Origin of the sequence: Vreelandella malpeensis, assembly GCF_020622355.1 — a bacterium.
Lineage (GTDB): Bacteria > Pseudomonadota > Gammaproteobacteria > Pseudomonadales > Halomonadaceae > Vreelandella > Vreelandella malpeensis.
In genome coordinates, this window is record NZ_WHVL01000004.1 from 78752 (window position 1) to 99696 (window position 20945).

The following is a 20945-nucleotide window of genomic DNA, read 5'->3' on the forward strand; positions in this document are numbered from 1 at the left end:
CGGCTATTACTGGTTCGCTTACATAGAGACGGCTGATGATCAACTATCCCGCGATTGACCCCGTGGCAATTTCCCTCGGGCCTTTACAGGTGCACTGGTATGGCCTGATGTACGTGGTGGGCTTCGTGGCCGCCTGGTGGCTCGGCTGCAAGCGTGCCTCGCGTATCGGGCTGACCAACGACGACATCAGCGATCTGCTGTTCTACTGCGCCATCGGGGTGGTGGCAGGTGGCCGCCTGGGCTACGCCTTCTTCTACGGCCTGGGTCAGTGGGCCGCCGACCCGCTATGGGTCTTCCGCGTCTGGGACGGTGGCATGAGCTTTCATGGCGGCCTGATCGGCGTACTGCTGGCCGCGTGGCTGTTCGCGCGGCGCAAGAAGCTGGCCTTCTTCACTCTGACCGATTTCATTGCTCCGCTGGTGCCGATCGGCCTGGGCGCCGGGCGCATCGGCAACTTCATCAACCACGAGCTGCCCGGGCGCGTCTCCTCGCTGCCCTGGGCGATGCCGTTTCCCGGCATGGGGCCGGAGCCTCGTCATCCTTCGGCGCTTTATGAGGCGCTGCTCGAGGGGCTGGTGCTCTTCGTCATTCTCTGGTGGGTCTCCGCCAAACCCCGGGCGCGCGGTTTCGTGTCGGGCCTGTTCCTGCTCGGCTACGGTGCGTTTCGCTTTCTGGTCGAGTTCGTGCGCCTGCCGGACGCGCACATCGGCTTCATTGCCTTTGGCTGGGTGACCATGGGCATGCTGCTGACGCTTCCCATGATCGCGCTGGGCGTGGCGTTCATGGTGTGGTCGCGCAGCAACCCGATCGACGCCAAGCGCGTTTGAATCGTGCGTTCTCGGGCGGCGTTGCATCTCTGACGCGCCGCCGCCTAGAATACAGCCTTCAACGACTTTCGACTCTGGACACCCTGTGACTGCAATGATGCCTGCCGCTTCGCCCCAAGCCGCTCCCACCGCCGCGCTCGAACAGCCCTATCTCGACCTCATGCGCACCGTGCTGGAGCAGGGCGTCGATCGCGATGATCGTACCGGCGTGGGCACGCGCTCGATCTTCGGCCATCAGATGCGCTTCGACCTGGCGCGCGGGTTTCCGCTGTTGACCACCAAGAAGCTGCATCTGCGCTCGATCATTCATGAGCTTTTGTGGTTTCTGAAGGGCGACACCAACATCGGCTACTTGAAAGAGCACGGCGTGCGCATCTGGGATGAATGGGCCGACGAGAACGGTGACCTGGGCCCGGTCTACGGCTACCAGTGGCGCAGCTGGCCCAGCCCGAAAGGCGGTGAAAGCGTCGACCAGATCGCCCAGGTGCTGGAGCAGATTCGCACCAACCCGCAGTCGCGTCGGCTCATCGTCTCGGCCTGGAACCCGGCCCAGGTGGACGAAATGAAGCTGCCGCCGTGCCACTGCCTGTTCCAGTTCTACGTGGCCGACGGCCGCCTTTCCTGTCAGCTCTACCAGCGCAGCGCCGATATCTTTCTGGGCGTTCCGTTCAATATCGCAAGCTATGCGTTGCTGACCGCCATGGTGGCCCAGGTGTGCGGGCTCGAGCCCGGCGAGTTCGTTCACACCCTGGGCGATGCGCACCTTTACAGCAATCACGTCGAACAGGCCAAAGAGCAGCTCTCCCGCGCACCGCTGAGCCCGCCCACGCTGTGGCTCAATCCGGAAGTGCGCGATCTGTTCGATTTCACCTTCGACGACATTCGTATCGACGACTACGAAGCCCATCCCCACATCAAGGCGAAGGTGGCCGTATGACTCAGCGCTCCTTATACGAGCCTCTGGTACCGGTGGCGATGATCGTCGCCATGGCGAAAAATGGCGTGATCGGCGTCGAAGGCAAGCTGCCCTGGTACCTTCCGGAGGACCTCAAGTTCTTCAAGCGCATGACCCAGGCCAAGCCCCTGGTGATGGGGCGCAAGACGTTTGCTTCGATCGGCAAGCCCTTGCCCAACCGCCTGAACATCGTCGTCACGCGTGACGACGCCTTCATGGCCGAAGGCATTCGCGTCTGCCACGATCTCTCGCAGGCGCTCGAGCTTGCCGATCAGCAGGCCACCATCGAGGCAGCGGAAGAGATCATGGTGATGGGCGGCGGCGAGATCTACCGCCAGGCGTTGCCCATCGCGCAGCGTCTCTACGTGACCGAGGTCGAGGTCGAGGTCGAAGGCGATACCACCTTTCCGGAAATCCCCCTTTCATCGTTTCGAGAAGTGCAGCGCGTGGCGGGTAGCCCCGGCGAGGGGCAGCCCCGGTACGATTTCGTCGTTTACGAGCGCATAGCCGACTAGTCAGCTCCAAGGAGGGCGCCATGGCCGCCAGCGTACTGAACCTGATCGAATCACTGGAAACGCATCTCGCGGGTACCCAGCAAGAGCTCGAGCAACTGCGCCGGGAGAACGCTCGCCTGAAAGAGCAGCTCGCGCACGTACTCGAACGCCCCTTGGCGGCCACATCGCCCGCCGAAGAAACGCCGGCATCGGCGCCCGAGACTGCCACGCGGGCCGAGGCGCCTCCTTCGCCCCACGCGCTTTTGAAGCAGTGGTACGAGCGCTACCCGCAGGCTTTCTTCAAGGGTCACACCAAACCGCTCAAGGTGGGCATCCATATCGATCTGGCTCAGCGCGAGCCGTGGTCCGGCAAGTTGATACGTCGGGCCCTGGCCAATTACGTCAACCTGCCGCGCTACGTCAAATCCATGCGTGAAGGCGCCGAGCGAGTGGACCTCGATGGCCAGCCTGCGGGTATCGTCGACAAGGAAGCCTCGCTTCACGCAAGCGAGCGGCGCAAGGAGCAGGTAGGCGACGAGCCCGCCAAATCTGCCTTCAAGAAGACCGGCAATTCCTCCGTGTCGGCGCGAAAAGAGGCTCGCCAGCAGGCCGGGCACGACCAACCGTCTCGGTCGAAAGACGAAGGGCAACGGGTCGAAGAAGCAAAGGCGCCACTGACGATGGAAGAAAAAATAAAAGGGTTGATGCAGAAGTTCGAAGGGCGCTGAGACTCGCAAGAGGCCTCCAGGGTTCCATAAAAAATCGCGAATAATAAAAGAACACTGTTTTTTTCTATTGCGTTCCCCGGAATCCCAGTATAGAGTTTGGCTTGCGAGCATTGGACTATAACAAGGCTGATTTGAGGGCATGCCACATATCGCCAAGAAACCGGCGAATGGCAGAAGAGCATGTTCCAGAAGCCACCTGCGGGGGTTTGGAAAAGCCCGGCAGAAACGATCGAAACAGTAAGCTAGTTAAGGAACCTACATCATGAAAAAGACACTTTTAGCGACTGCTGTCATCGGTGCCCTGGGCGCCTCTGCTGCCGCTCAAGCAGCCACTGTTTACGACGAAGACGGCACCAAGGTTGACCTGTACGGCCGTATCGCTCTCGGTGTTGCCGGTGGCGGCCCCGAGTACAACGATGCCGGCGCGAAAATCGATAACGATGTTGAATTCGTCGACGTCTTCTCTCGTCTGGGTTTCCGTCTGAGCCAGGAAATCACCTCCGACCTGACCGCCTTCGGTCGTCTCGAGTGGCGTTTCCGCGCTGACGAGCGTCGCACCGGCGAAGCCTTCCGCGAAACTCGCCAGTCCTACCTGGGTATCACCAGCCAGCAGTACGGTACTTTCCAGGGCGGTAACTTCGACAGCTTCTACAACCAGTTCGTTTCTCTGCCGTTCGACGTCTACGTCGACCAGGGCCTGTACTTCGCGGGTCACCCGAAGCAGTCTCGCGGCGACTCCATCGGTTACTACACGCCGGACCTCGAAGGCTTCACCGTCTTCCTGCAAGGCAAGCACTACAGCGAGCGCGGTCTGGTTGACGAAACCAACCCGGAGCTGGGCTTCGTTCGTGAAACTACCGATCAAGGTAACGTGACTGCCGCACAAGGTGGTGTTCGTTACGCACAAGGTCCTGTGACCGTTGGTCTTGGTTTCGTTGACGACGTCGTTCGTGGCGGCGGTAACGGCGAAATGATGTACGGCCTGATCGGCTCCTACGACTTCACCGACCAGTTCTCTGCTCGCCTGGGCTACGAAGGTCGTGAGAACAGCAATGACGTCGTGGGTGTCGACGAGACTCGTGGCGGCGGTTATGACACCGTAGGCGTAGGTGGTACTTTCACCACTGGCCCGTGGGCATTCAACCTCGATTACTACAACATCGAGCGTGACGATGCCGAAACCAGCCGTGCCTGGTCTACCGGTGCCTACTACAACGTCTCCAGCAACTTCGACGTATTCGTTGAAGTGGCCGACGCCGATGCACCGCGCATCAGCCGTAATGACAGCTTCGGTGACACCATCGACAGCCTGACCGACGACGTATACTGGCTGACAGGCGCTCGTTACTTCTTCTAAGCCCTGGTGCTTGAAAAGTAATACCTGAAGCTAGATAGAACCGGCCCAAAAGGGCCGGTTTTTTTATGTTCGATCATCGTAAGTAACCATGTTACGTGCACTTTCATCTTTTTTTGAAATGTTATAACATATTTTATCGCTGGATGATTCGTTCAATAATCATGCAAGGAAAGTCATGAAGTACCCATTCACGCTCGCCGCATTGGCATTGAGTACAAGCACTTTTGTGCAGGCCGCTACCCTCTACGATGAAAACGACACCCAAGTGGATATTTACGGTCGCATCTCGATCGGTGTCGCCGGCGGCGGCCCGGGTCGGGATGTCGAGGGAAACCGCATCGACAACGATCCCGAGTTCGTCGATGTCTATTCGCGTCTGGGCTTTCGCTTGAGTCAGCAGATCAACCCCGATCTCACCGCTTTTGGTCATCTGGAGTGGCGTTTCGCCGGCGACGAGCGAACCGTCGGTCAGGCCTTCAGGGAAACCCGGCAAAGCTACCTGGGGCTTGCGAGCGAGCGTTTCGGCACGGTCATGGCGGGCAATTTCAACAGCCTCTATTTCCAGAACGTCATCTCACCGTTCGATGTCTATCAGGATCGCGGGCTCTTGTTCAGTTCGAGCAATATCCAGTCGCGCGGTGACTCCATCGGTTACTACACGCCGGAAGTCAATGGCTTCACTACCTTCGTGCAGCTCAAGCACTACAGCGAACGGGGTCTCACCGAGCAGGAGCAGAGCGCCGAAGGCAGCGTCACCGCCGCGCAGGGCGGTATTCGCTACCAGCAGGGGCCGCTCACGCTGGCGTTGGGCGCGGTCGATAACGTGGTGCGTGGTGGGGGCAACGGCAAGGCGCTCTACGGCGCATCCGGCGCCTACAAGTTCGATGACCAGTTCGTTGCGCGCCTGGGTATCGAAACCCAGGCGGATAGCAGCGAATATGGGGGCGGTTTCGATTCCTACGGGATCGGTGGAACCTATACCACGGGACCCTGGGCGTTCAATGCCGACTACTACCGGGTAGAGCGTGACAACACTTCCAGCAGTGACGCCTGGGCAGCCGGCGGTTACTACGCGCTGACCAGCGATTTCGACCTGTTTCTGGAGCTGGCTGACGGAGATGCCCCGGCCATGCGCAACTCCTCCTCGAACATGTACTGGGTCACTGGCGCACGCTATCTCTTCTGACGCTTTGGTCATCTTGCACCTGTGCATTAGCCGGCCCATCACTGGGCCGGCTTTTTTCATGCAGCAATGGTGGCGTCGATTTCTGTCATCACTTCCTTGTATCGCTTCCTTGTAAAAGTTTTGTCGATGTAGAGCGGGGGAGAGTAATCACTTACAATGACCGGCTGACATGAGCGCTGGGTTGGCGCGCCTATCTTTTTCAATCAGGTAACATGTAGGGCAAGGGAAAACGCCCGGTTCGATCCCCGGGCGGTAGCGTGCCTCTTTTCTGGGAACCAATATGCCATTTTCACCACGTGACAATCTGTCGACCGTGCGCCTGTTGCTCGGCGCACTCACTCTTGCCTTGATCAGCGGCTGCGCCACCAGCTACCCCTCGGGCAGCGCGTCGCAGTCACCTCGGTACGCGCTGAACAACGACAGCGCCAAGGCCATTGGCGACGCCAATATCAACGGCTTTCTGGAACAGTCTCCCGCCGGCGGTGTGACGAGCGCGGCAAGAAGCCCTTGGGGCGACAATGTCGAGATCATTGCCGATGCCCCTTACCTGGCGGCCAGTGGCCGAGAGTGCCGCCAACTGCAGATCGTGGCCATGGGCGGCGATACTCGCCGCGGCCTGGTGTGCAAGACGGACAACGGCTGGGTGAACCAGCGGGTAGTGACACAAACGGTAGAAGGGCGCTTTTGATGAACATGCTTTCCATGGATAAGCCCGCACGTTGGATGAAAGGGCTCGCTACCGTTTCCCTCACGTGCCTGCTTGCCTTCGGCAGCACCGCCCAGGCCCAGTTGCTGAGCTTGCCCAGCGATACGATATCCGGTCAGCGCAGCGGCCAGTCGTCAGGCGCCGGCCAAGGCCAGAACTCGGGCCAGGAACAGGTCGACGACACTCCGCGCGCAGATTGGCGAAGCGGCACTTACGGCCCGGTGCCCAGCACCCAGCCACAAAACCCGGACATGCTGCCGCCGTTCGGCTTCAACCTGTTCACTGGCGGCTTTCGTGGTGCCATTGGTGACGGTCTGAACAGCGATTATCGCATCAAGCCCGGTGATCAGGTCACCGTACGCGCCTGGGGGGCTTTCGAGCTTGACCGCACGCTTCCGGTGGATGCCCAGGGCAACATCTTCATTCCCGGCTCCGGCCCCTTGAACGTGGAAGGCCAGAGCAGCCAACAGGTGGACAACAGCGTTCGCCAGGCCATCACCTCCGTCTACCCGGACAACGTCGAGGTCTACACCAACCTGCAAGGCGTGCAACCGGTAGCCGTCTACGTGACTGGCTACGTCGAAAACCCGGGCCGCTACGCCGGCACGCCGGACGACTCGCTGCTCTACTTCCTCGATCAGGCCGGCGGCATCGATCAGGACCTGGGCAGTTACCGCCAGATCCGCGTGCTGCGCAACGGTAACCAGATCGCCACCGTCGACCTTTACGACTTTCTCATCAACGGCACCATTCCCCGCCCGCAGTTCCAGGACGGCGATACCATCGTGGTCGAGGAGCGCGGCCCGGCGATTGCCGTGGTGGGCGACGTTCATCGCGAGCTGCGCTACGAGCTGACCAGCAACACCTTGAGCGGCGCGGAACTCGTCAACTTGGCGCGGCTGAGAAGCGGCGTTTCTCACGTATTGCTGCGCGGTGATCGCCCCAGTGGCCCCATCGCCCAGTATTTCCCCCTGGCCCTGTTCTCCGGCCAGACCATTCGCAGCGGCGATGAAGTGACCTTCAGTGCCGACCAGCGCAGCGAGACCATCGTGGTGGAAGTGGAGGGTAGCTACTATGGTCCCTCGCGCTACGCGCTGCCACGCAACGCTCGCCTGAGCGAGCTGCTTGACGCCATTTCGGTACCCCAGAACCTGACCGCAGTGGAGAGCGTCTCGCTGCGCCGCGAAAGCGTACGCCGCCAGCAGGAGCAGTCGCTGGAAGACAGCCTGCGCCGCCTGGAAACCACCTATCTGGGCGCGACCTCTCGCACCGACGAAGAAGCCCAGATCCGCCTGCGCGAAGCCGAGCTGATCGAGCGCTTCATCCAGCGTGCCCGCGATCTCGAGCCCAGTGGCACGCTCGTGGTCGCCCAGAACGGTCAGATTTCCGATATTCGTCTGCAAGACGGTGATGTCATCACCATTCCAGAAATCAGCGACTCCGTGCTGCTCAGCGGTGAAGTGCTCGTGCCCCAGGCCGTGGTCTATCGTCCAGGCATGAGTGTCATCGACTATGTCAATGGTGCCGGCGGCTTTACCGAACGCGCCAACGAGGACCAGATTCTACTGGTGCGCCAGAACGGTGCCGTCGAACACGCCAGGAACTCACCGCTGCGCCCGGGCGATGAAATCCTCGTCATGCCCAAGGTGCCGAGCCACAACCTGCAGTTCGCCTCGACCATCATGGAAATGCTGTTCCAGATCGCCGTGACCACTCGAGTCGTACTGGACCTGTAGATCATGGCGGAGAACCCGACGAAAGCTCTCGGCGCACGTACGCCCTGGCAAGTCACCCGTAGCGTGTGGTACGCCATGTTCATGCGCGAGGCCATCTCACGCACCATGGCGGACCGCATGGGCTGGTTCTGGATGATCTTCGAGCCGGTCGCCTTCGTGGGAATCATGATTGGCGTACGAAGCTTCATCCGCGGGGATCGCCTCATCATGAACGCCGAGTTCATTCCTTGGCTGATCGCCGGTTTGATGGGCTTTACCCTCGTGCGTGAGGGCATGATGCGCGGCATGGGCGCGGTGGACTCCAACAAGGCGCTGTTCGCGTATCGTCAGGTGCAGCCGGTGGACCCGGTCATCGTGAGAAACTTCCTGGAAGGCATGCTGCGCTCGCTCGTGTTCCTGATCTTGATCGTCGGCGCGTTGATGCTGGGTCAGGACATGTACCCGGACAACACCATTCGCGTCATGGCCGCCTGGTTTTCCTTATGGAGCCTGGGGCTGGGCCTGGGCCTTTTCACCTCGGTCGCGGCTTCGCTGGTGCCCGAAGTAGGCAAGGTCATCCGCATGCTGTCGCTACCGCTCATGCTGTTGTCCGGTGTCATCTTGCCGCTCAACAGCCTGCCGCACTGGTTGCTCGAATACCTGATGCTCAACCCCATCCCCCATGGGCTGGAAACGCTGCGTCTCGGATTTTTCGACAACTACCACGTCGTGCCCGGCACCAGCATGCTCTATTTCTGGCTATTCACGTTCTCGCTCATCGCCCTGGGGCTGGTCATGCACCTGCGCTTTATCGATCGTTTGAAGGCAAGCTAATTCATGCAAGCGTCACTTCGCCGTTTTATCACCAAGTCGCCCCATTGGGCCGTTGCGATTCTGGCCATTTTGCTGGTGTCCTTTTACTGGTTCGTCTGGGCGCAGGAGCGCTACGTATCCCGGGCCACCGTGGTACTGGATAGCCCCCAAGTCGCCACACCGGAATTCAGCTTGTCGTCGCTCATGGGCAGCGGGGGCGGGGGCAATACGCACGATCTGCTGCTGCTGCGCGAGCACCTGTTATCCGTAGATATGCTTCGCCGCCTGGACGAAGCGCTGGATTTTCGCAAGCACTACAGCGAACACGGGGATATTTTCGCCACCCTGTGGAACGCCAACGCCCCCATCGAGGAGCTGCATCAGTACTACCTGCGCCGGGTCAACATCGAGCTCGATGAGTACGCCGGCGTACTCAACGTAGAAGTGCAGGGCTATACCCCCGAGTTCGCCCATGACATGGCGCAGATGCTGCTGGATGCCGGCGAAGACCATATGAACCAGATGGGACACCGGCTCGCAGACGAGCAGGTGCGCTTTCTGGAACAGCAAATGGTTCGCCTGGAAGAGCGCTTTCGCGACACGCGCTCGGAGCTTCTGGATTTCCAGAACGAGTACGGCCTGGTATCCCCGACCGCCACGGTGGAAAGCCTGAACCAGGTAGTCGCCACCCTGGAAGGTGACCTGGCCCGGCTGCAGGCGCAGCGCGATGCCCTGGCAAGCTTTCAAAGCTCGCAATCCGCCGAGCTTCGCCAGGTAGAGCGCAACATCACGGCGCTGCGAGACCAGATCGGCGAGCAAAGCGAACGCCTGGCCCAGGCGGCCGGCGGCGCGCTCAACCGGGTATCGGCGGAATACGAAACCCTGGAGCTTCAGGCCCAGTTCGCCCAGGAAACCTACTCGAGCGCCCTGGCCGCCCTCGAAAATACCCGGCTCGAGGCCGCTCGCCAGCTCAAGCAGGTCAGCGTACTGCAAAGCCCGCTCTACCCGGAATACCCGACCGAACCCAACCGCCTGTACAACGCCACGGTCTTCGCGATCATCACCATCTTCCTCGCCTTCATCCTCAGCATGATCATCATGATCGTGAAGGACCACCGCGACTGAGGTTGGCAACCCAAGCACCGCTACGCGCTGCCTTCCGCGGGTGCGCTCTGCGGCTTACCCGCGCTACGAATACCGCCACACCCCGTAGCGCGGCGTAACGAGCGCCAGCGAGGCACCCGCGTGGCGGCGCCAGCCGCCCGATAGTGCAACGACAACCCGGAAGGAATGTACCCGTAGCGCGGCGTAACGAGCGACAGCGAGGCACCCGCGATGGCGGCGACCAGCCGCCCGGCCGCGCCACGCAACCTGGAGCACCGCTTCGCGCTGCCTTTCGCGGGTGCGCCCTTCGGCTTACCCGCGCTACGGGAATGTGCCCCCATAGCGCGGAAAAATGTGCCCACAACGCGGAAGGAATACACCCCGTAGCGCGGCGTAACGAGCGACAGCGAGGCACCCGTAGCGACGGCCCGGCGCGAAGGCGGCGCCAGCCGCCCGGCCTCGCCACGAAAGAAAAGGTGAACCATGCCGAACATCCTCCACCACGGCGGTGCCACCGGCGTCACCGGCAGCTGCCACCAGCTCGTGCTGAATGGCGAACACTCGCTGCTCGTGGATTGCGGCCTGTTCCAGGGGGATGACGCCCGCGAAGACACCTTCGAGCAGCTCAAGATCGAGTTCGATATCAGCACGCTGAAGGCACTCATCGTCACCCACGTGCATATCGACCACGTAGGCCGCCTGCCATACCTGCTGGCGGCGGGCTTCAAAGGCCCTATCATCTGCTCCAAGCCTTCCGCCAAACTGCTGCCGCTGGTGATCGAAGACGCGCTCAAGATCGGCTTCACCCGCAATGCCCAACTGATCGAGCGCTTCCAGGCCCAGCTCGAATCGCAGATCGTCAGCCTCGATTACCACCAGTGGCACACGGTGGTCGACGACGGCGACATCAAGACCCGCATCAAGCTCAAAAGGGCAGGGCACATACTGGGTTCGTGCTACGTGGATATCAGCCACCAGGATCACACGACCCGGCAAAAAGAGCGCTGGGTCTTCTCGGGAGATCTCGGCGCACCCCACGCGCCTTTGCTGCCTGCGCCGCAGTCGCCCCACGGCTGCGACCATCTGGTGCTGGAAAGCACTTACGGCCATCGCACCCACCCCAATCGCGAAAACCGCCGGGCGGTCCTCAAGCGCGCCATCGAACAGGCGCTGACAAACGGCGGTACGGTCATGGTGCCCGCCTTCAGTATCGGCCGAACGCAAGAGCTTCTATATGAGCTCGAAAGCATCATCTTCGAGGCCCGCAAAAGCCGCTGGAAGGAACTCGAGATCATCGTTGACTCCCCCCTGGCCGCCCGCTTCACCCAGGTGTATCGCGAGCTCAAGCCCTATTGGGACGACGAGGCCCAGGCGCGCCTGAAAAGCGGCCGCCACCCGCTGAACTTCGCCAACCTCTACACCGTGGGCGACCACCAGGAACACGAGCGAACGGTCGAGTACCTGGCGCGCACCGGTCGGCCCGCCGTGGTGATCGCCGCCAGCGGCATGTGCACCGGCGGGCGTATCATGAACTACCTGAAAGCCATGCTGAATGATGCACGCCACCAGGTACTGTTCGTGGGTTACCAGGGCGCGGGCACCCCGGGCCGCGCCATTCAGGAGTACGGCCCGCAGGGCGGCTGGGTAGAACTCGACGGCGAGCGCATCGACATCAAGGCGGGTGTGACCAGTATCAGCGGCTACTCCGCCCACGCCGACCAAACGAACCTGCTCGATTTCGTCAAGCGCATGCGCCGCTGGCCCAGCACCATTCATCTGGTGCATGGCGAACGCGCCGCCCGGCTGGCGCTCAAGGCCGAGCTCGAGGCGATGTACGCACGAAAGGGCAAGCCCGTCTCCATACGCAACGCATCGTAACCACGCGCATCTGGCATACGACCCCATGATCGAAATCAAGAATCTCTACAAGCGCTACCACAACCATCACGGTAGCGACTGGGTGCTGAAAGACATCAATATCACTATCCCCACCGGGGTGAGCGTAGGCCTGATCGGCGCCAACGGCGCAGGTAAATCCACGCTCTTGCGCCTGATTGCCGGAATGGACAAGCCCGAGCGTGGCGAAGTGATTCGCCATAGCCGCGTTTCCTGGCCGGTGGGGCTTTCTGGCGGCATGGCCAGCAGCATGACCGGGCGCCAGAACGTCAAGTTCGTGGCGCGCGTGCAGGGCAGCAGCGCCAAGGAGGTCGAGCGGGTCATTGCTTTCGTCGAAGACTTCGCCGAGATCGGCAGCGCCTTCGACGAACCCATTCGCACCTACTCCTCCGGCATGCGCTCGCGCATCTCGTTCGGGCTCTCCTTCGCCTTCGATTTTGATGTCTACATTTCCGATGAAGCCACCGCCGTGGGCGACCGCGCCTTCAAGGAGAAAGCCAAGAAACTGTTCCAGTCCAAGGTGGGGCAGGCATCGCTGATCATGGTGTCTCACGGCGAAGGCATCCTGAAAGACCTGTGCCAGGCGGGGCTTTACCTCAAGGGGGGCGGCGCTTTCTGGTACGACGATATCAACGAAGCCATTGCCGCCTACCACGTCGATGTGGATGCCCGTAAACAGGCCGGCGAAAGCGAGCTGCCCATGAGCGTGGACGGCGCGCGGCGCTATCTGGCCGATTGCCACCAAATGCTGAAAGGCGCCCAGGAAACCCTGCAGGAGCTTGAAGACGACGGCGCCCCCAGCGAGCGCATCAAGGCCGCCAGGCAAGAGGTCAACACTGCCGGCAAGACGGCCCGCGAGGCCCGCCTGCATCTGGAAGCGCTGGAAGAAAAGCAGCGCAACGCCAAGAAAAAGACCGCATGACGCATCTCAAGACGAGCAAGGAACCCACCATCAAGACGTTTCTGATTACCGGCGGCGCAGGCTTCATCGGCTCTGCCGTGATACGTGAGCTCAAGCGCAACACCTCGCATCGCATCGTCAATGTCGATAAGCTGACGTATGCCGGCAACCTGGAGTCTCTGCCCGGTATCGAACCCGGCGAGCGTTACGCCTTCGAGCGGGCCGATATCGGCGATGCCGCCGCCATGGCGCGCATCTTTGCAACGTACCAGCCCGATGTGGTGATGCACCTGGCGGCGGAAAGCCACGTGGACCGCTCCATCGACGGGCCCGCTGCCTTCATTCAAACCAACGTGGTAGGCACCACCGTGCTGCTGGAAGCCGCCCGCACGTACTGGGCGGGGCTCGACGCCGAGCGCAAGGCGGCGTTTCGTTTTCACCATATCAGCACCGACGAAGTGTACGGCGACCTGGAAGGCACCGAGGAGCTCTTCACCGAACAGACGCCCTACGCGCCGAGCTCGCCCTATTCCGCCAGCAAGGCAAGCTCCGACCACCTCGTTCGCGCCTGGCAGCGCACGTATGGCTTGCCCACGCTGATCACCAACTGCTCGAACAACTACGGCCCGTATCACTTCCCGGAAAAGCTGATACCGCTGATGATTCTCAACGCCCTGGCCGGCAAGCCCCTGCCGGTCTACGGCGATGGCCAGCAGATTCGCGATTGGCTCTACGTGGAAGACCACGCTCGTGCGCTCATCGAGGTCGCAACGAAGGGGCAGATCGGAGAGACCTACAATATCGGTGGGCATAACGAAAAAGCGAATCTCACGGTCGTCGAAATGCTGTGTGACCTGCTGCAAGAGCTGGTTCCCCAGGAGACGGCCTACCGTGACCTGATCACCTTCGTCACCGACCGCCCGGGGCACGACATACGCTACGCCATCGATGCCGGCAAGATCGAACGCGAGCTGGGCTGGACGCCCCAGGAAACCTTCGAGACCGGCCTGCGCAAGACCGTGCAGTGGTACCTGGACAACCAGGCCTGGTGGAAACGCGTACAAGACGGCAGTTACCAAGGCCAGCGCTTGGGCAGCTTGTGACCCCATACTGTATGTAAAAGGGGTAAAGGCACTGGCTGAGCACCCCGTAGCGCGTGGTAAGCGCCAGCGCACCCGCGAAAGCAGCACGCTTAGCGCTGCCAAAGCCGCCACTGCAATACAGCCCAAGCAACACGCGCCCGAAAAGGATTTCCCATGAACATCTTCATCACCGGCGGAAGCGGCCAGGTCGGCTTCGAGCTTCAACGTCAATTCGCGCTCTTCGGCAACGTGCTGGCACCCACACGCCAGGAGCTCGATCTGACCAGCGCCCAGGCCGTCGAAGCCTACCTTGCCCAGCACAAGCCCACGCTCATTCTCAACGCTGCCGCCTACACCGCCGTCGATCGAGCCGAAAGCGAACCCGAGCAGGCCAAGCGCCTGAACGCAGGCCTGCCCGAACAGCTCGCCCAGTACGCTGCCTGCCACGAGGCTACCCTGGTGCACTACTCGAGCGACTACGTTTACCCAGGTAACGGCGAAACGCCCTGGCAGGAAGACAGCCCCACCGGCCCCTTGAGCGTGTACGGGCAAACCAAGCTGGAAGGGGACGACGCCATTATTCGAAGCGGCTGCCAGCACCTCATCTTTCGCACCAGTTGGGTATACGCCGCCCGAGGCCACAACTTCATGAAGACCATGCTGCGCCTGGGGCGCGAGCGCGAGTCGCTCGATATCGTGAGCGATCAAATCGGCGCGCCCACCCCGGCACGCCTCATCGCCCAAGTCACCGCGATGTCATTCAGCATTCACCACTCACAACTCATCCCCCGTCTGCCAAAAGGCATCTACCATCTCGCACCGCGAGGAGAAACCAGTTGGCACGGTTTCGCCCAGGAAATATTCCGCCGGGCGGCCCACGCGGGGCAGGCACTTGCGATCTCCACCGACAAGGTTCGGCCCATCGCCACGCGGGATTACCCCACCCCCGCAACGCGACCGCTCAACTCTCGACTACGAACGACTAAACTCGAAGGCGCTTTGGGTGTCACACTACCGGCTTGGGACGAGCAGCTAGCGCTAACGCTAGGCGAATACCACGAGGTGCCGGGAGTGAACGCGTAGGTGAAGACACCCTCGCTCCCGCCATCGGGTTGGAAATACTCACGGATGACAGCATGAATACCGCACCCCTCACACCTGACGCTTCGCGAAGAAAAGGCATCATTCTGGCCGGCGGTTCCGGCACGCGCCTGCATCCCATTACCCGCGGCCTCTCCAAGCAGCTTCTGCCCATCTACGATAAACCGATGATCTACTATCCGATCTCGGTACTGATGCTGGCAGGCATTCGCGACATTTTGATCATCTCCACGCCGGAAGACCTGCCGCAGTACGAAAATCTGCTGGGCAACGGCGAAGACTTCGGCCTGAGCCTCGAGTACGCCGAACAGCCAAGCCCGGATGGCCTGGCCCAGGCGTTCATCATCGGTGAACGTTTCATCGGCGACAGCCCCGTTTGCCTGGTTCTGGGCGACAACATCTTCCACGGCCAGCACTTTTCCGACCAGCTCAAGCGGGCCAGTCGCCAAACCAGCGGTGCCACGGTATTCGGCTACCTGGTAAAGGACCCGGAGCGCTTCGGCGTGGTCGAGTTCGACGACGCCGGCAACGCCATGTCCATCGAAGAAAAGCCTAAAAAACCGAAATCCGCCTATGCGGTGACCGGGCTCTACTTCTACGACAACGATGTGGTGCAGATCGCCAAGAGCGTAGAGCGCTCCGAGCGGGGTGAGTATGAGATCACCAGCGTGAACAACGCCTACCTGGAGCGGGGCGCTTTGCGGGTCGAGCGCCTGGGCCGGGGCTTCGCCTGGTTAGATACCGGCACCCACGACAGCCTGTTGGAAGCCAGCCAATACGTACAAACCATCGAGCACCGCCAAGGGCTAAAAATTGCCTGTTTGGAAGAGATCGCCTGGCAAAATGGCTGGATCAACGACACCCGCCTAGCCGAGCTAGCCAAACCCCTGGCCAAAACCCAATACGGCCAATACCTCCAGCGGTTGCTCAAGCAAAAATTGCCAAAGTAACCGGTTGCCGCGGAAGACACGGAATAAACCACTGATTTATTTTTTTATATTCGTGTTTTAAGTGTGTATTGGCAGTTAATAGGAATGTTTTATGCAGTGCGAAAAACTCGCAATACCTGATGTAATGCTATTAAAGCCTAAAAAGTTTGAAGATGAACGAGGCTTTTTTATGGAAAGCTTCAATCAAAAAGTATTCGAAGAGGCGACGGGCATAAAGCGCACATTTGTTCAGGACAACCATTCAAGATCTGTAAAGGGTGTTTTGCGTGGATTACATTATCAAGAAAAAAAGCCGCAAGGCAAGTTAGTGAGAGTAGTTTCGGGTGAGATACTGGATGTAGCAGTAGATATTCGCAAAGAATCACCAACCTTTGGGAAGTGGGTAAGTGAAATTTTATCTTCAGATAATTACCGACAATTATGGATACCTGAAGGGTTTGCTCATGGGTTTTTAGTTTTGAGTAAAATTGCCGAGGTCGTATATAAGACTACTGAATATTATTCCCCCAGTCAGGAAAGAGCAATTAAGTGGAATGATCCAGGTTTATCTATTGACTGGAGGGTAGAAAATCTAGATGGCGCCCCAATGTTATCGGAGAAGGATAGCAATGCTGAGTATATGAATGTATTAAAATAAAACATATGGATCTATACGTTTTATGACATACACCTAAGAGAAAAGCCATGTTTGACATAGATAAAGACACATATCGAACAGTTAAAAAGTCAAAATTGATTAATGCCAAATGGTACCTAGAAGTGTATCCCGATGTCGCTAGTGTTGGAATGGATCCTATTCTTCACTATTTAAAATATGGGTGGCGAATGGGAAGGAATCCATGCCGAAGATTTGATACTAGATATTATTTAGATTCGTACCCCGATATTAAAAGCTCAGGTAAAAATCCACTTTTGCATTATATTAAGTATGGAATTCATGAGAATAGAAAAATTAATCGAGATGCCTCCAGTGATAAAGAAGCTGAAATAAAGGATAGAATAGTTGCACATTTATGGGGGGGGCATTCTAGAAATTCCTTATTTGAACTTCAAAAGATTTATAATTCGGAAGAATATACACTGCGTGAAAGAACTTTTGCTGCTTGGCATGCTTCGAGATGGTTTTTCTTTATTGATGAGTATAAAGCGGCGCTAGAGATTGCTTTTAAAGTTAGAGAGATAGATGAAGAAGTTTCATATCAAAAAAGATTTGTGATGCTTTTCACGTTTTGTTATTTAAAACTTAATGATAAAATTAAGGCTAGAGCTGAGCTGGAAAGATATTTGGCTAAAAAGCCGAATGACTCTGATGCACTTTTAGCATTTACTAATACAGTTGGAAATGATGATGAGTTAAGGATAGATTATATTAATCGTATATTTGAAGAAAGTGGTTTTCTAAAAATAAGAAAAATTGAAGAAGAAAAACCATTATCTATGGGTAATATTACAGCTCATAGTCCTGAGCATGCAATAAGCAATTCTGAAAAAGTCAGCATAATAATGCCTATATATAATGCGGAAGAATATATCGATGTAGCAATCAGAGGGCTATTGGAGCAGACATGGCAAAATATTGAAATCATTGCAGTTGATGATCGCAGTACAGATAATACTTTTGAGAAATTAAAAGAATGGAGTGAGAAAGATAACAGAGTAATTCCAATATTACAAGAGAAGAACGGTGGTGCATATGTGGCAAGGAATTCAGGGTTAAAGATAGCCTCTGGTGACTATATTACCACACACGATAGTGATGATTGGTCACATCCTCAAAAAATTGAAGTTCAAGTTAAATACCTACAAGAAAATAGTAAAAAGAAAGGTGTTATTACTTACTGGGTGCGAGCTCTTGAAAATTTAGTGTTTACTCAAAATTGGAGATTAAATAGTGAGCTCGTACATTGGAGTCATTCGTCTTTTTTGTTTAGAAAAGAGCTAATGGAAAAATTAGGATCTTGGGACAGAGTGTTAGTTGGTGGAGATACAGAGTTTATTTGGCGGGCTGAAAAAGCATTTGGCACATGGGCAATTAAAAAAATTAAAAAAACGGTTCCTTTTTCTTTTTCATTAGATGATGAAACCTCTCTAACAAGAACTAAAGCCACACATGTTAAGACAATCCACTTTGGGTTAAGACACACCTATAGAGAAGCTTGTATGTGGTGGCATAAAAATGCTAATTCTTTAAAACTAATACAAAATAGTGAACGAAAGTTTTTTGCTCCTACTAGGATGTTAGATAGAACTTCAGATATAATTAAAATAAAAAAATTGTACATTGCTGATTTTTCTAAAAAGGATTGTAGTCAGGCTTTGTTCAAATACCTGATTAGTGCTAGTAGCGAGAATCGTAGTCAATCTGCTATGTTCCATTGGCCAGACACTAATAAAATAGTAGAAAACCTGCATGATGGATATTTTAGCATGTTAAAGCTCGGTATAAATGCAATATGTGCAGGTGAGATGGTTGAAGTTGAAGAGCTAGTTATAGTTGATGAAGAAGCTGTTAAACACATGTTGGATGCACTTCCTATTTTTGTAAATAAAAAAATGAAAATTAGTTTTTTTAATAAAAAAAATAATTCTAATTCGTCTTCCTCAATTAGTTTGGACGAGCTTTTGGAAGAAATCTATCAGACTGCTGATAGTGAGTAATTTTTGATTTATAAACTCAAGAAAGGTTGCCTATATGGAAAATTTAGCGAGTAAAACGTCAGGAAAAGCAATTAGTGGCTTAATTAGCGATGAGTATAAGTTTTCACGGTTGGCTGATGTTCCAGCACAATACCATTTTTATAAAGATGGGTTCAAACATGAGTTCTTATGGTGGCCAAATGAAAAATCTAATAAGTTATTTGTTTTTTTTTCGGGTGATGCATTAAGAGAAAAATTTGACCTCCCTGTCTATCAGCGCTGGAGCTGGGCCAGTAAATTTCCTGGCTCATGTGTATTTTTTTCTGATCCGACACTTCATCTAAGCAAAACTCTTAGCCTTGCTTGGTATGCAGGCACCACAGACTATGACCCCTTGGAAAATATCTCTAAAGTGGTTGAGAATATATGCGATGATAAGAATATACTATTTAAAGATGTATTTTTTTATGGGTCTAGTGGTGGTGGCCATGCTGCTCTCAGAATGCTAAATTTTATTGAAGATGGAAATGCTATAACTATTAACCCACAAATTAATATTAAAGAATATCACTCAGGTAAAGTGACTGAATTTGTAAAGGTATGTTATGAAGGATATTCAGTGGATGAAGTATTCGAGCTGTTTAGTAATAAGTTGAATTTGATGAGTGATTTTGAAAGATATCTCGGTAAAAAAATATTCTTTTTGCAAAATAAGAAGGATAAACATCATTATGAAAAACATTGTAAACCTTTTGTTAAAAAAATTAGATTATTAGAAAGAGAAATTGGTTTTGATGATAGTCAGCTTACAGAGCTTTATTTCAATCTTGAAGGCGGACATGGTAAAGGTGAGTCTATTGAAGTCTTCGAAAAACTAATGGATTTAATTGAAAGAGACTAGTTAAGGTGACGAGTTCATGACTAAAAAAATATTCATTTTTACCCGCTATAGCGTTTTGTTGAAGACTAAGGCTTGGGCGCTCTCTAAAGATAATGATTTTGACCAATATAGAGAAAAACTTTTCAGCTCTGAAAGAATGCAACAACATTCCTTTTTTTTTAAAGAGTTAACTATACCTAGTATTCTATATCAAAAAAATATTCCTGAGAGTGTTGATTTTTACTATATTGTTTTAACTTCTAAGCATCTTCCTAATGAAGAAAGAATAAAGCTTGAAAGTACCCTATCTGAGCTTCAGCGCTCTAAAATCATTTACATCGAACCTGAGGAAGATCTTTATGATGTGATCAATAATTTTATTTCCAAGGAAGTTAAAGTGGGTGAGATTTTTGCATCAATAAGGCTGGATGATGATGATGCCTTGCATCCTAAATTTATAGCAAGTGTTTCTAAGTATATGGAGAGAAGTTTTGTAGGTCATGTTATTAGCCATTCTCGAGGCTATGCAACTTTATTTGATTTTGATCAACAAGCATTTATTTCTGCTATAAGTATTAACTATCCAAAGAATGCACAAGGGATGGCTTTTATTAATTCAAGAATTAATGAAGATAAATATTTTACTGACCAAGTAAATGTTTATGAAATTGGAAACCATACGATTGTTGATAAATTTTATCCATTAATTATTGATGAAACAATAAATGGCTATATTAGGATGTGCTATAAAAATCAAGACACGGCAGAAAAATTCTATATAAAAAATTCGGCAAAAAATAACAATGTTGCTATAAATAGAATAGCTAAAAAATTTCCCCTAAATTTACTAAAAAGCGAGATGCTTTAAGATGCTAAAATTAATTCCATTCAGAATGTATAATAAAATTAGAAATTTAGGTGACTCAATTAACCCATATGTAATTGAGTATGTGACTAAAGGTGAGGTGGTTCCTGTTTTTTCAAATAAAAAAGATACCCCCCATCTACTAGGAATAGGAAGTATTTTTTTTGATGCTAGTCTATCATCCCATATATGGGGAAGTGGTATAATAAACAAGAAAAATAACCTTCCCAAGATCAATCCTAAAAATATACATGCATTAAGAGGAAAGAAGACAGCTGAGTTATTAATGGATTTAGGTTATAAGATTCCAGACGTCCCATTGGGAGATCCTGGTGTTTTTGCTAAAAATATATTAGATGTTGAAGAATGGAACTATTCAAAAAAATATAAAGCATGTGTGATCCCGCATCATGCTTCGATTGATTCTCCATTCTTTAAAAAGCTAAGAAGGAATAAAGATATTGTCGTTCTTAATATGATGACAAGCGATATATCTATTTTAAAAATTATAGCTCAATCTGAGTGCGTGTTATCTCAAAGCTTACATGGATTGATTTTTTCAGAAGCACTTGGAATTCCTAATTTGTGGATCTCTGATAAGTTCGATGAGAACTGGAAATTTAAATTTGAAGACTGGTTCAGTACAACTCTAAATCCCCAAAAAAATCCTGTATCTTTTGAAGTTCCTTTCTCTGATATGCTTAAAATGTCCCGTCTACATTCAAGCATTATTTCCAGGCAAGATCTT

19 protein-coding genes and 1 pseudogene are annotated in these 20945 nt (G+C 54.3%); all 20 read left to right on the forward strand.

Translation table 11 applies throughout. From position 1 onward, the window contains the following. The first annotated feature begins 35 nt into the window (after window positions 1-35). Window positions 36-827: a prolipoprotein diacylglyceryl transferase gene (gene lgt / locus GEV37_RS10460; RefSeq protein WP_227390200.1), complete on the forward strand. Its 792-nt coding sequence runs from the start codon at window positions 36-38 to the stop codon at window positions 825-827. Between the two features lie 94 nt (window positions 828-921). Beyond that, on the forward strand, window positions 922-1764 hold the full coding sequence (locus GEV37_RS10465) for a thymidylate synthase (RefSeq protein WP_227390447.1): 843 nt from the start codon (window positions 922-924) through the stop codon (window positions 1762-1764). Next, window positions 1761-2297, forward strand: a complete 537-nt coding sequence (locus GEV37_RS10470; protein ID WP_227390201.1) for a dihydrofolate reductase — start codon at window positions 1761-1763, stop codon at window positions 2295-2297. The genes GEV37_RS10465 and GEV37_RS10470 overlap by 4 nt, the downstream gene beginning before the upstream one ends. Before the next feature lie 20 nt (window positions 2298-2317). Next, complete coding sequence (locus GEV37_RS10475) at window positions 2318-3004, forward strand: ProQ/FINO family protein (protein WP_227390202.1); 687 nt, start codon at window positions 2318-2320, stop codon at window positions 3002-3004. A gap of 262 nt (window positions 3005-3266) precedes the next feature. Continuing rightward, complete coding sequence (locus tag GEV37_RS10480; RefSeq protein ID WP_227390203.1) at window positions 3267-4361, forward strand: porin; 1095 nt, start codon at window positions 3267-3269, stop codon at window positions 4359-4361. Window positions 4362-4536: 175 nt separating this feature from the next. Beyond that, window positions 4537-5547, forward strand: a complete 1011-nt coding sequence (locus tag GEV37_RS10485; protein ID WP_227390204.1) for a porin — start codon at window positions 4537-4539, stop codon at window positions 5545-5547. A gap of 280 nt (window positions 5548-5827) precedes the next feature. Continuing rightward, entirely contained in the window at window positions 5828-6235 is a 408-nt protein-coding gene (locus GEV37_RS10490) for a DVU3141 family protein (RefSeq protein WP_227390205.1), read from the forward strand. 35 nt (window positions 6236-6270) lie between these two features. Then, complete coding sequence (locus GEV37_RS10495; RefSeq protein WP_386110818.1) at window positions 6271-7989, forward strand: polysaccharide biosynthesis/export family protein; 1719 nt, start codon at window positions 6271-6273, stop codon at window positions 7987-7989. A gap of 3 nt (window positions 7990-7992) precedes the next feature. Beyond that, window positions 7993-8802 (forward strand): ABC transporter permease, encoded by an 810-nt coding sequence (locus GEV37_RS10500; protein ID WP_227390207.1) that lies wholly within the window; start codon window positions 7993-7995, stop codon window positions 8800-8802. A 3-nt stretch (window positions 8803-8805) separates the two neighbouring features. Further along, window positions 8806-9906 (forward strand): KpsE/RkpR family capsule polysaccharide export protein, encoded by a 1101-nt coding sequence (locus GEV37_RS10505; RefSeq protein ID WP_227390208.1) that lies wholly within the window; start codon window positions 8806-8808, stop codon window positions 9904-9906. A gap of 462 nt (window positions 9907-10368) precedes the next feature. Continuing rightward, a complete protein-coding gene (locus GEV37_RS10510; RefSeq protein ID WP_227390209.1) occupies window positions 10369-11763 on the forward strand; it encodes an MBL fold metallo-hydrolase RNA specificity domain-containing protein in 1395 nt (464 codons plus the stop codon). Window positions 11764-11788: 25 nt separating this feature from the next. After that, complete coding sequence (locus GEV37_RS10515) at window positions 11789-12703, forward strand: ABC transporter ATP-binding protein (protein WP_227390210.1); 915 nt, start codon at window positions 11789-11791, stop codon at window positions 12701-12703. Then, complete coding sequence (rfbB, locus tag GEV37_RS10520) at window positions 12700-13785, forward strand: dTDP-glucose 4,6-dehydratase (protein ID WP_227390211.1); 1086 nt, start codon at window positions 12700-12702, stop codon at window positions 13783-13785. The genes GEV37_RS10515 and rfbB overlap by 4 nt, the downstream gene beginning before the upstream one ends. Before the next feature lie 153 nt (window positions 13786-13938). Beyond that, window positions 13939-14847, forward strand: a complete 909-nt coding sequence (gene rfbD, locus GEV37_RS10525) for a dTDP-4-dehydrorhamnose reductase (protein ID WP_227390212.1) — start codon at window positions 13939-13941, stop codon at window positions 14845-14847. Between the two features lie 53 nt (window positions 14848-14900). Continuing rightward, window positions 14901-15815, forward strand: coding sequence for a glucose-1-phosphate thymidylyltransferase RfbA (gene rfbA / locus GEV37_RS10530; RefSeq protein WP_227390213.1), 915 nt, complete (start codon window positions 14901-14903; stop codon window positions 15813-15815). A gap of 91 nt (window positions 15816-15906) precedes the next feature. Then, complete coding sequence (gene rfbC, locus GEV37_RS10535) at window positions 15907-16452, forward strand: dTDP-4-dehydrorhamnose 3,5-epimerase (RefSeq protein ID WP_227390214.1); 546 nt, start codon at window positions 15907-15909, stop codon at window positions 16450-16452. A 47-nt stretch (window positions 16453-16499) separates the two neighbouring features. Further along, on the forward strand, window positions 16500-18473 hold the full coding sequence (locus GEV37_RS10540) for a glycosyltransferase family 2 protein (RefSeq protein ID WP_227390215.1): 1974 nt from the start codon (window positions 16500-16502) through the stop codon (window positions 18471-18473). Window positions 18474-18507: 34 nt separating this feature from the next. Then, window positions 18508-19353, forward strand: a complete 846-nt coding sequence (locus GEV37_RS10545; protein WP_227390216.1) for a hypothetical protein — start codon at window positions 18508-18510, stop codon at window positions 19351-19353. 16 nt (window positions 19354-19369) lie between these two features. After that, a complete protein-coding gene (locus GEV37_RS10550) occupies window positions 19370-20200 on the forward strand; it encodes a glycosyltransferase (RefSeq protein ID WP_227390217.1) in 831 nt (276 codons plus the stop codon). A gap of 25 nt (window positions 20201-20225) precedes the next feature. After that, window positions 20226-20780, forward strand: a pseudogene (locus GEV37_RS17095) (polysaccharide pyruvyl transferase family protein); the annotation flags it as partial. Between the last annotated feature and the right edge of the window lie 165 nt (window positions 20781-20945).

Excerpts from the sequence above, each read along its gene's own strand:
- lgt (WP_227390200.1), top strand. The coding sequence starts at position 36 with ATGATCAACTATCCCGCGATTGACCCCGTGGCAATTTCCCTCGGGCCT.
- GEV37_RS10510 (WP_227390209.1), top strand. The coding sequence starts at position 10,369 with ATGCCGAACATCCTCCACCACGGCGGTGCCACCGGCGTCACCGGCAGC.
- GEV37_RS10485 (WP_227390204.1), top strand. The coding sequence starts at position 4,537 with ATGAAGTACCCATTCACGCTCGCCGCATTGGCATTGAGTACAAGCACT.
- rfbC (WP_227390214.1), top strand. The coding sequence starts at position 15,907 with ATGCAGTGCGAAAAACTCGCAATACCTGATGTAATGCTATTAAAGCCT.
- rfbA (WP_227390213.1), top strand. The coding sequence starts at position 14,901 with ATGAATACCGCACCCCTCACACCTGACGCTTCGCGAAGAAAAGGCATC.
- rfbB (WP_227390211.1), top strand. The coding sequence starts at position 12,700 with ATGACGCATCTCAAGACGAGCAAGGAACCCACCATCAAGACGTTTCTG.
- GEV37_RS10490 (WP_227390205.1), top strand. The coding sequence starts at position 5,828 with ATGCCATTTTCACCACGTGACAATCTGTCGACCGTGCGCCTGTTGCTC.
- GEV37_RS10515 (WP_227390210.1), top strand. The coding sequence starts at position 11,789 with ATGATCGAAATCAAGAATCTCTACAAGCGCTACCACAACCATCACGGT.
- GEV37_RS10495 (WP_386110818.1), top strand. The coding sequence starts at position 6,271 with ATGAAAGGGCTCGCTACCGTTTCCCTCACGTGCCTGCTTGCCTTCGGC.
- GEV37_RS10470 (WP_227390201.1), top strand. The coding sequence starts at position 1,761 with ATGACTCAGCGCTCCTTATACGAGCCTCTGGTACCGGTGGCGATGATC.
- GEV37_RS10505 (WP_227390208.1), top strand. The coding sequence starts at position 8,806 with ATGCAAGCGTCACTTCGCCGTTTTATCACCAAGTCGCCCCATTGGGCC.
- GEV37_RS10480 (WP_227390203.1), top strand. The coding sequence starts at position 3,267 with ATGAAAAAGACACTTTTAGCGACTGCTGTCATCGGTGCCCTGGGCGCC.
- GEV37_RS10540 (WP_227390215.1), top strand. The coding sequence starts at position 16,500 with ATGTTTGACATAGATAAAGACACATATCGAACAGTTAAAAAGTCAAAA.
- GEV37_RS10500 (WP_227390207.1), top strand. The coding sequence starts at position 7,993 with ATGGCGGAGAACCCGACGAAAGCTCTCGGCGCACGTACGCCCTGGCAA.
- GEV37_RS10550 (WP_227390217.1), top strand. The coding sequence starts at position 19,370 with ATGACTAAAAAAATATTCATTTTTACCCGCTATAGCGTTTTGTTGAAG.
- GEV37_RS10465 (WP_227390447.1), top strand. The coding sequence starts at position 922 with ATGATGCCTGCCGCTTCGCCCCAAGCCGCTCCCACCGCCGCGCTCGAA.
- GEV37_RS10545 (WP_227390216.1), top strand. The coding sequence starts at position 18,508 with ATGGAAAATTTAGCGAGTAAAACGTCAGGAAAAGCAATTAGTGGCTTA.
- GEV37_RS10475 (WP_227390202.1), top strand. The coding sequence starts at position 2,318 with ATGGCCGCCAGCGTACTGAACCTGATCGAATCACTGGAAACGCATCTC.
- rfbD (WP_227390212.1), top strand. The coding sequence starts at position 13,939 with ATGAACATCTTCATCACCGGCGGAAGCGGCCAGGTCGGCTTCGAGCTT.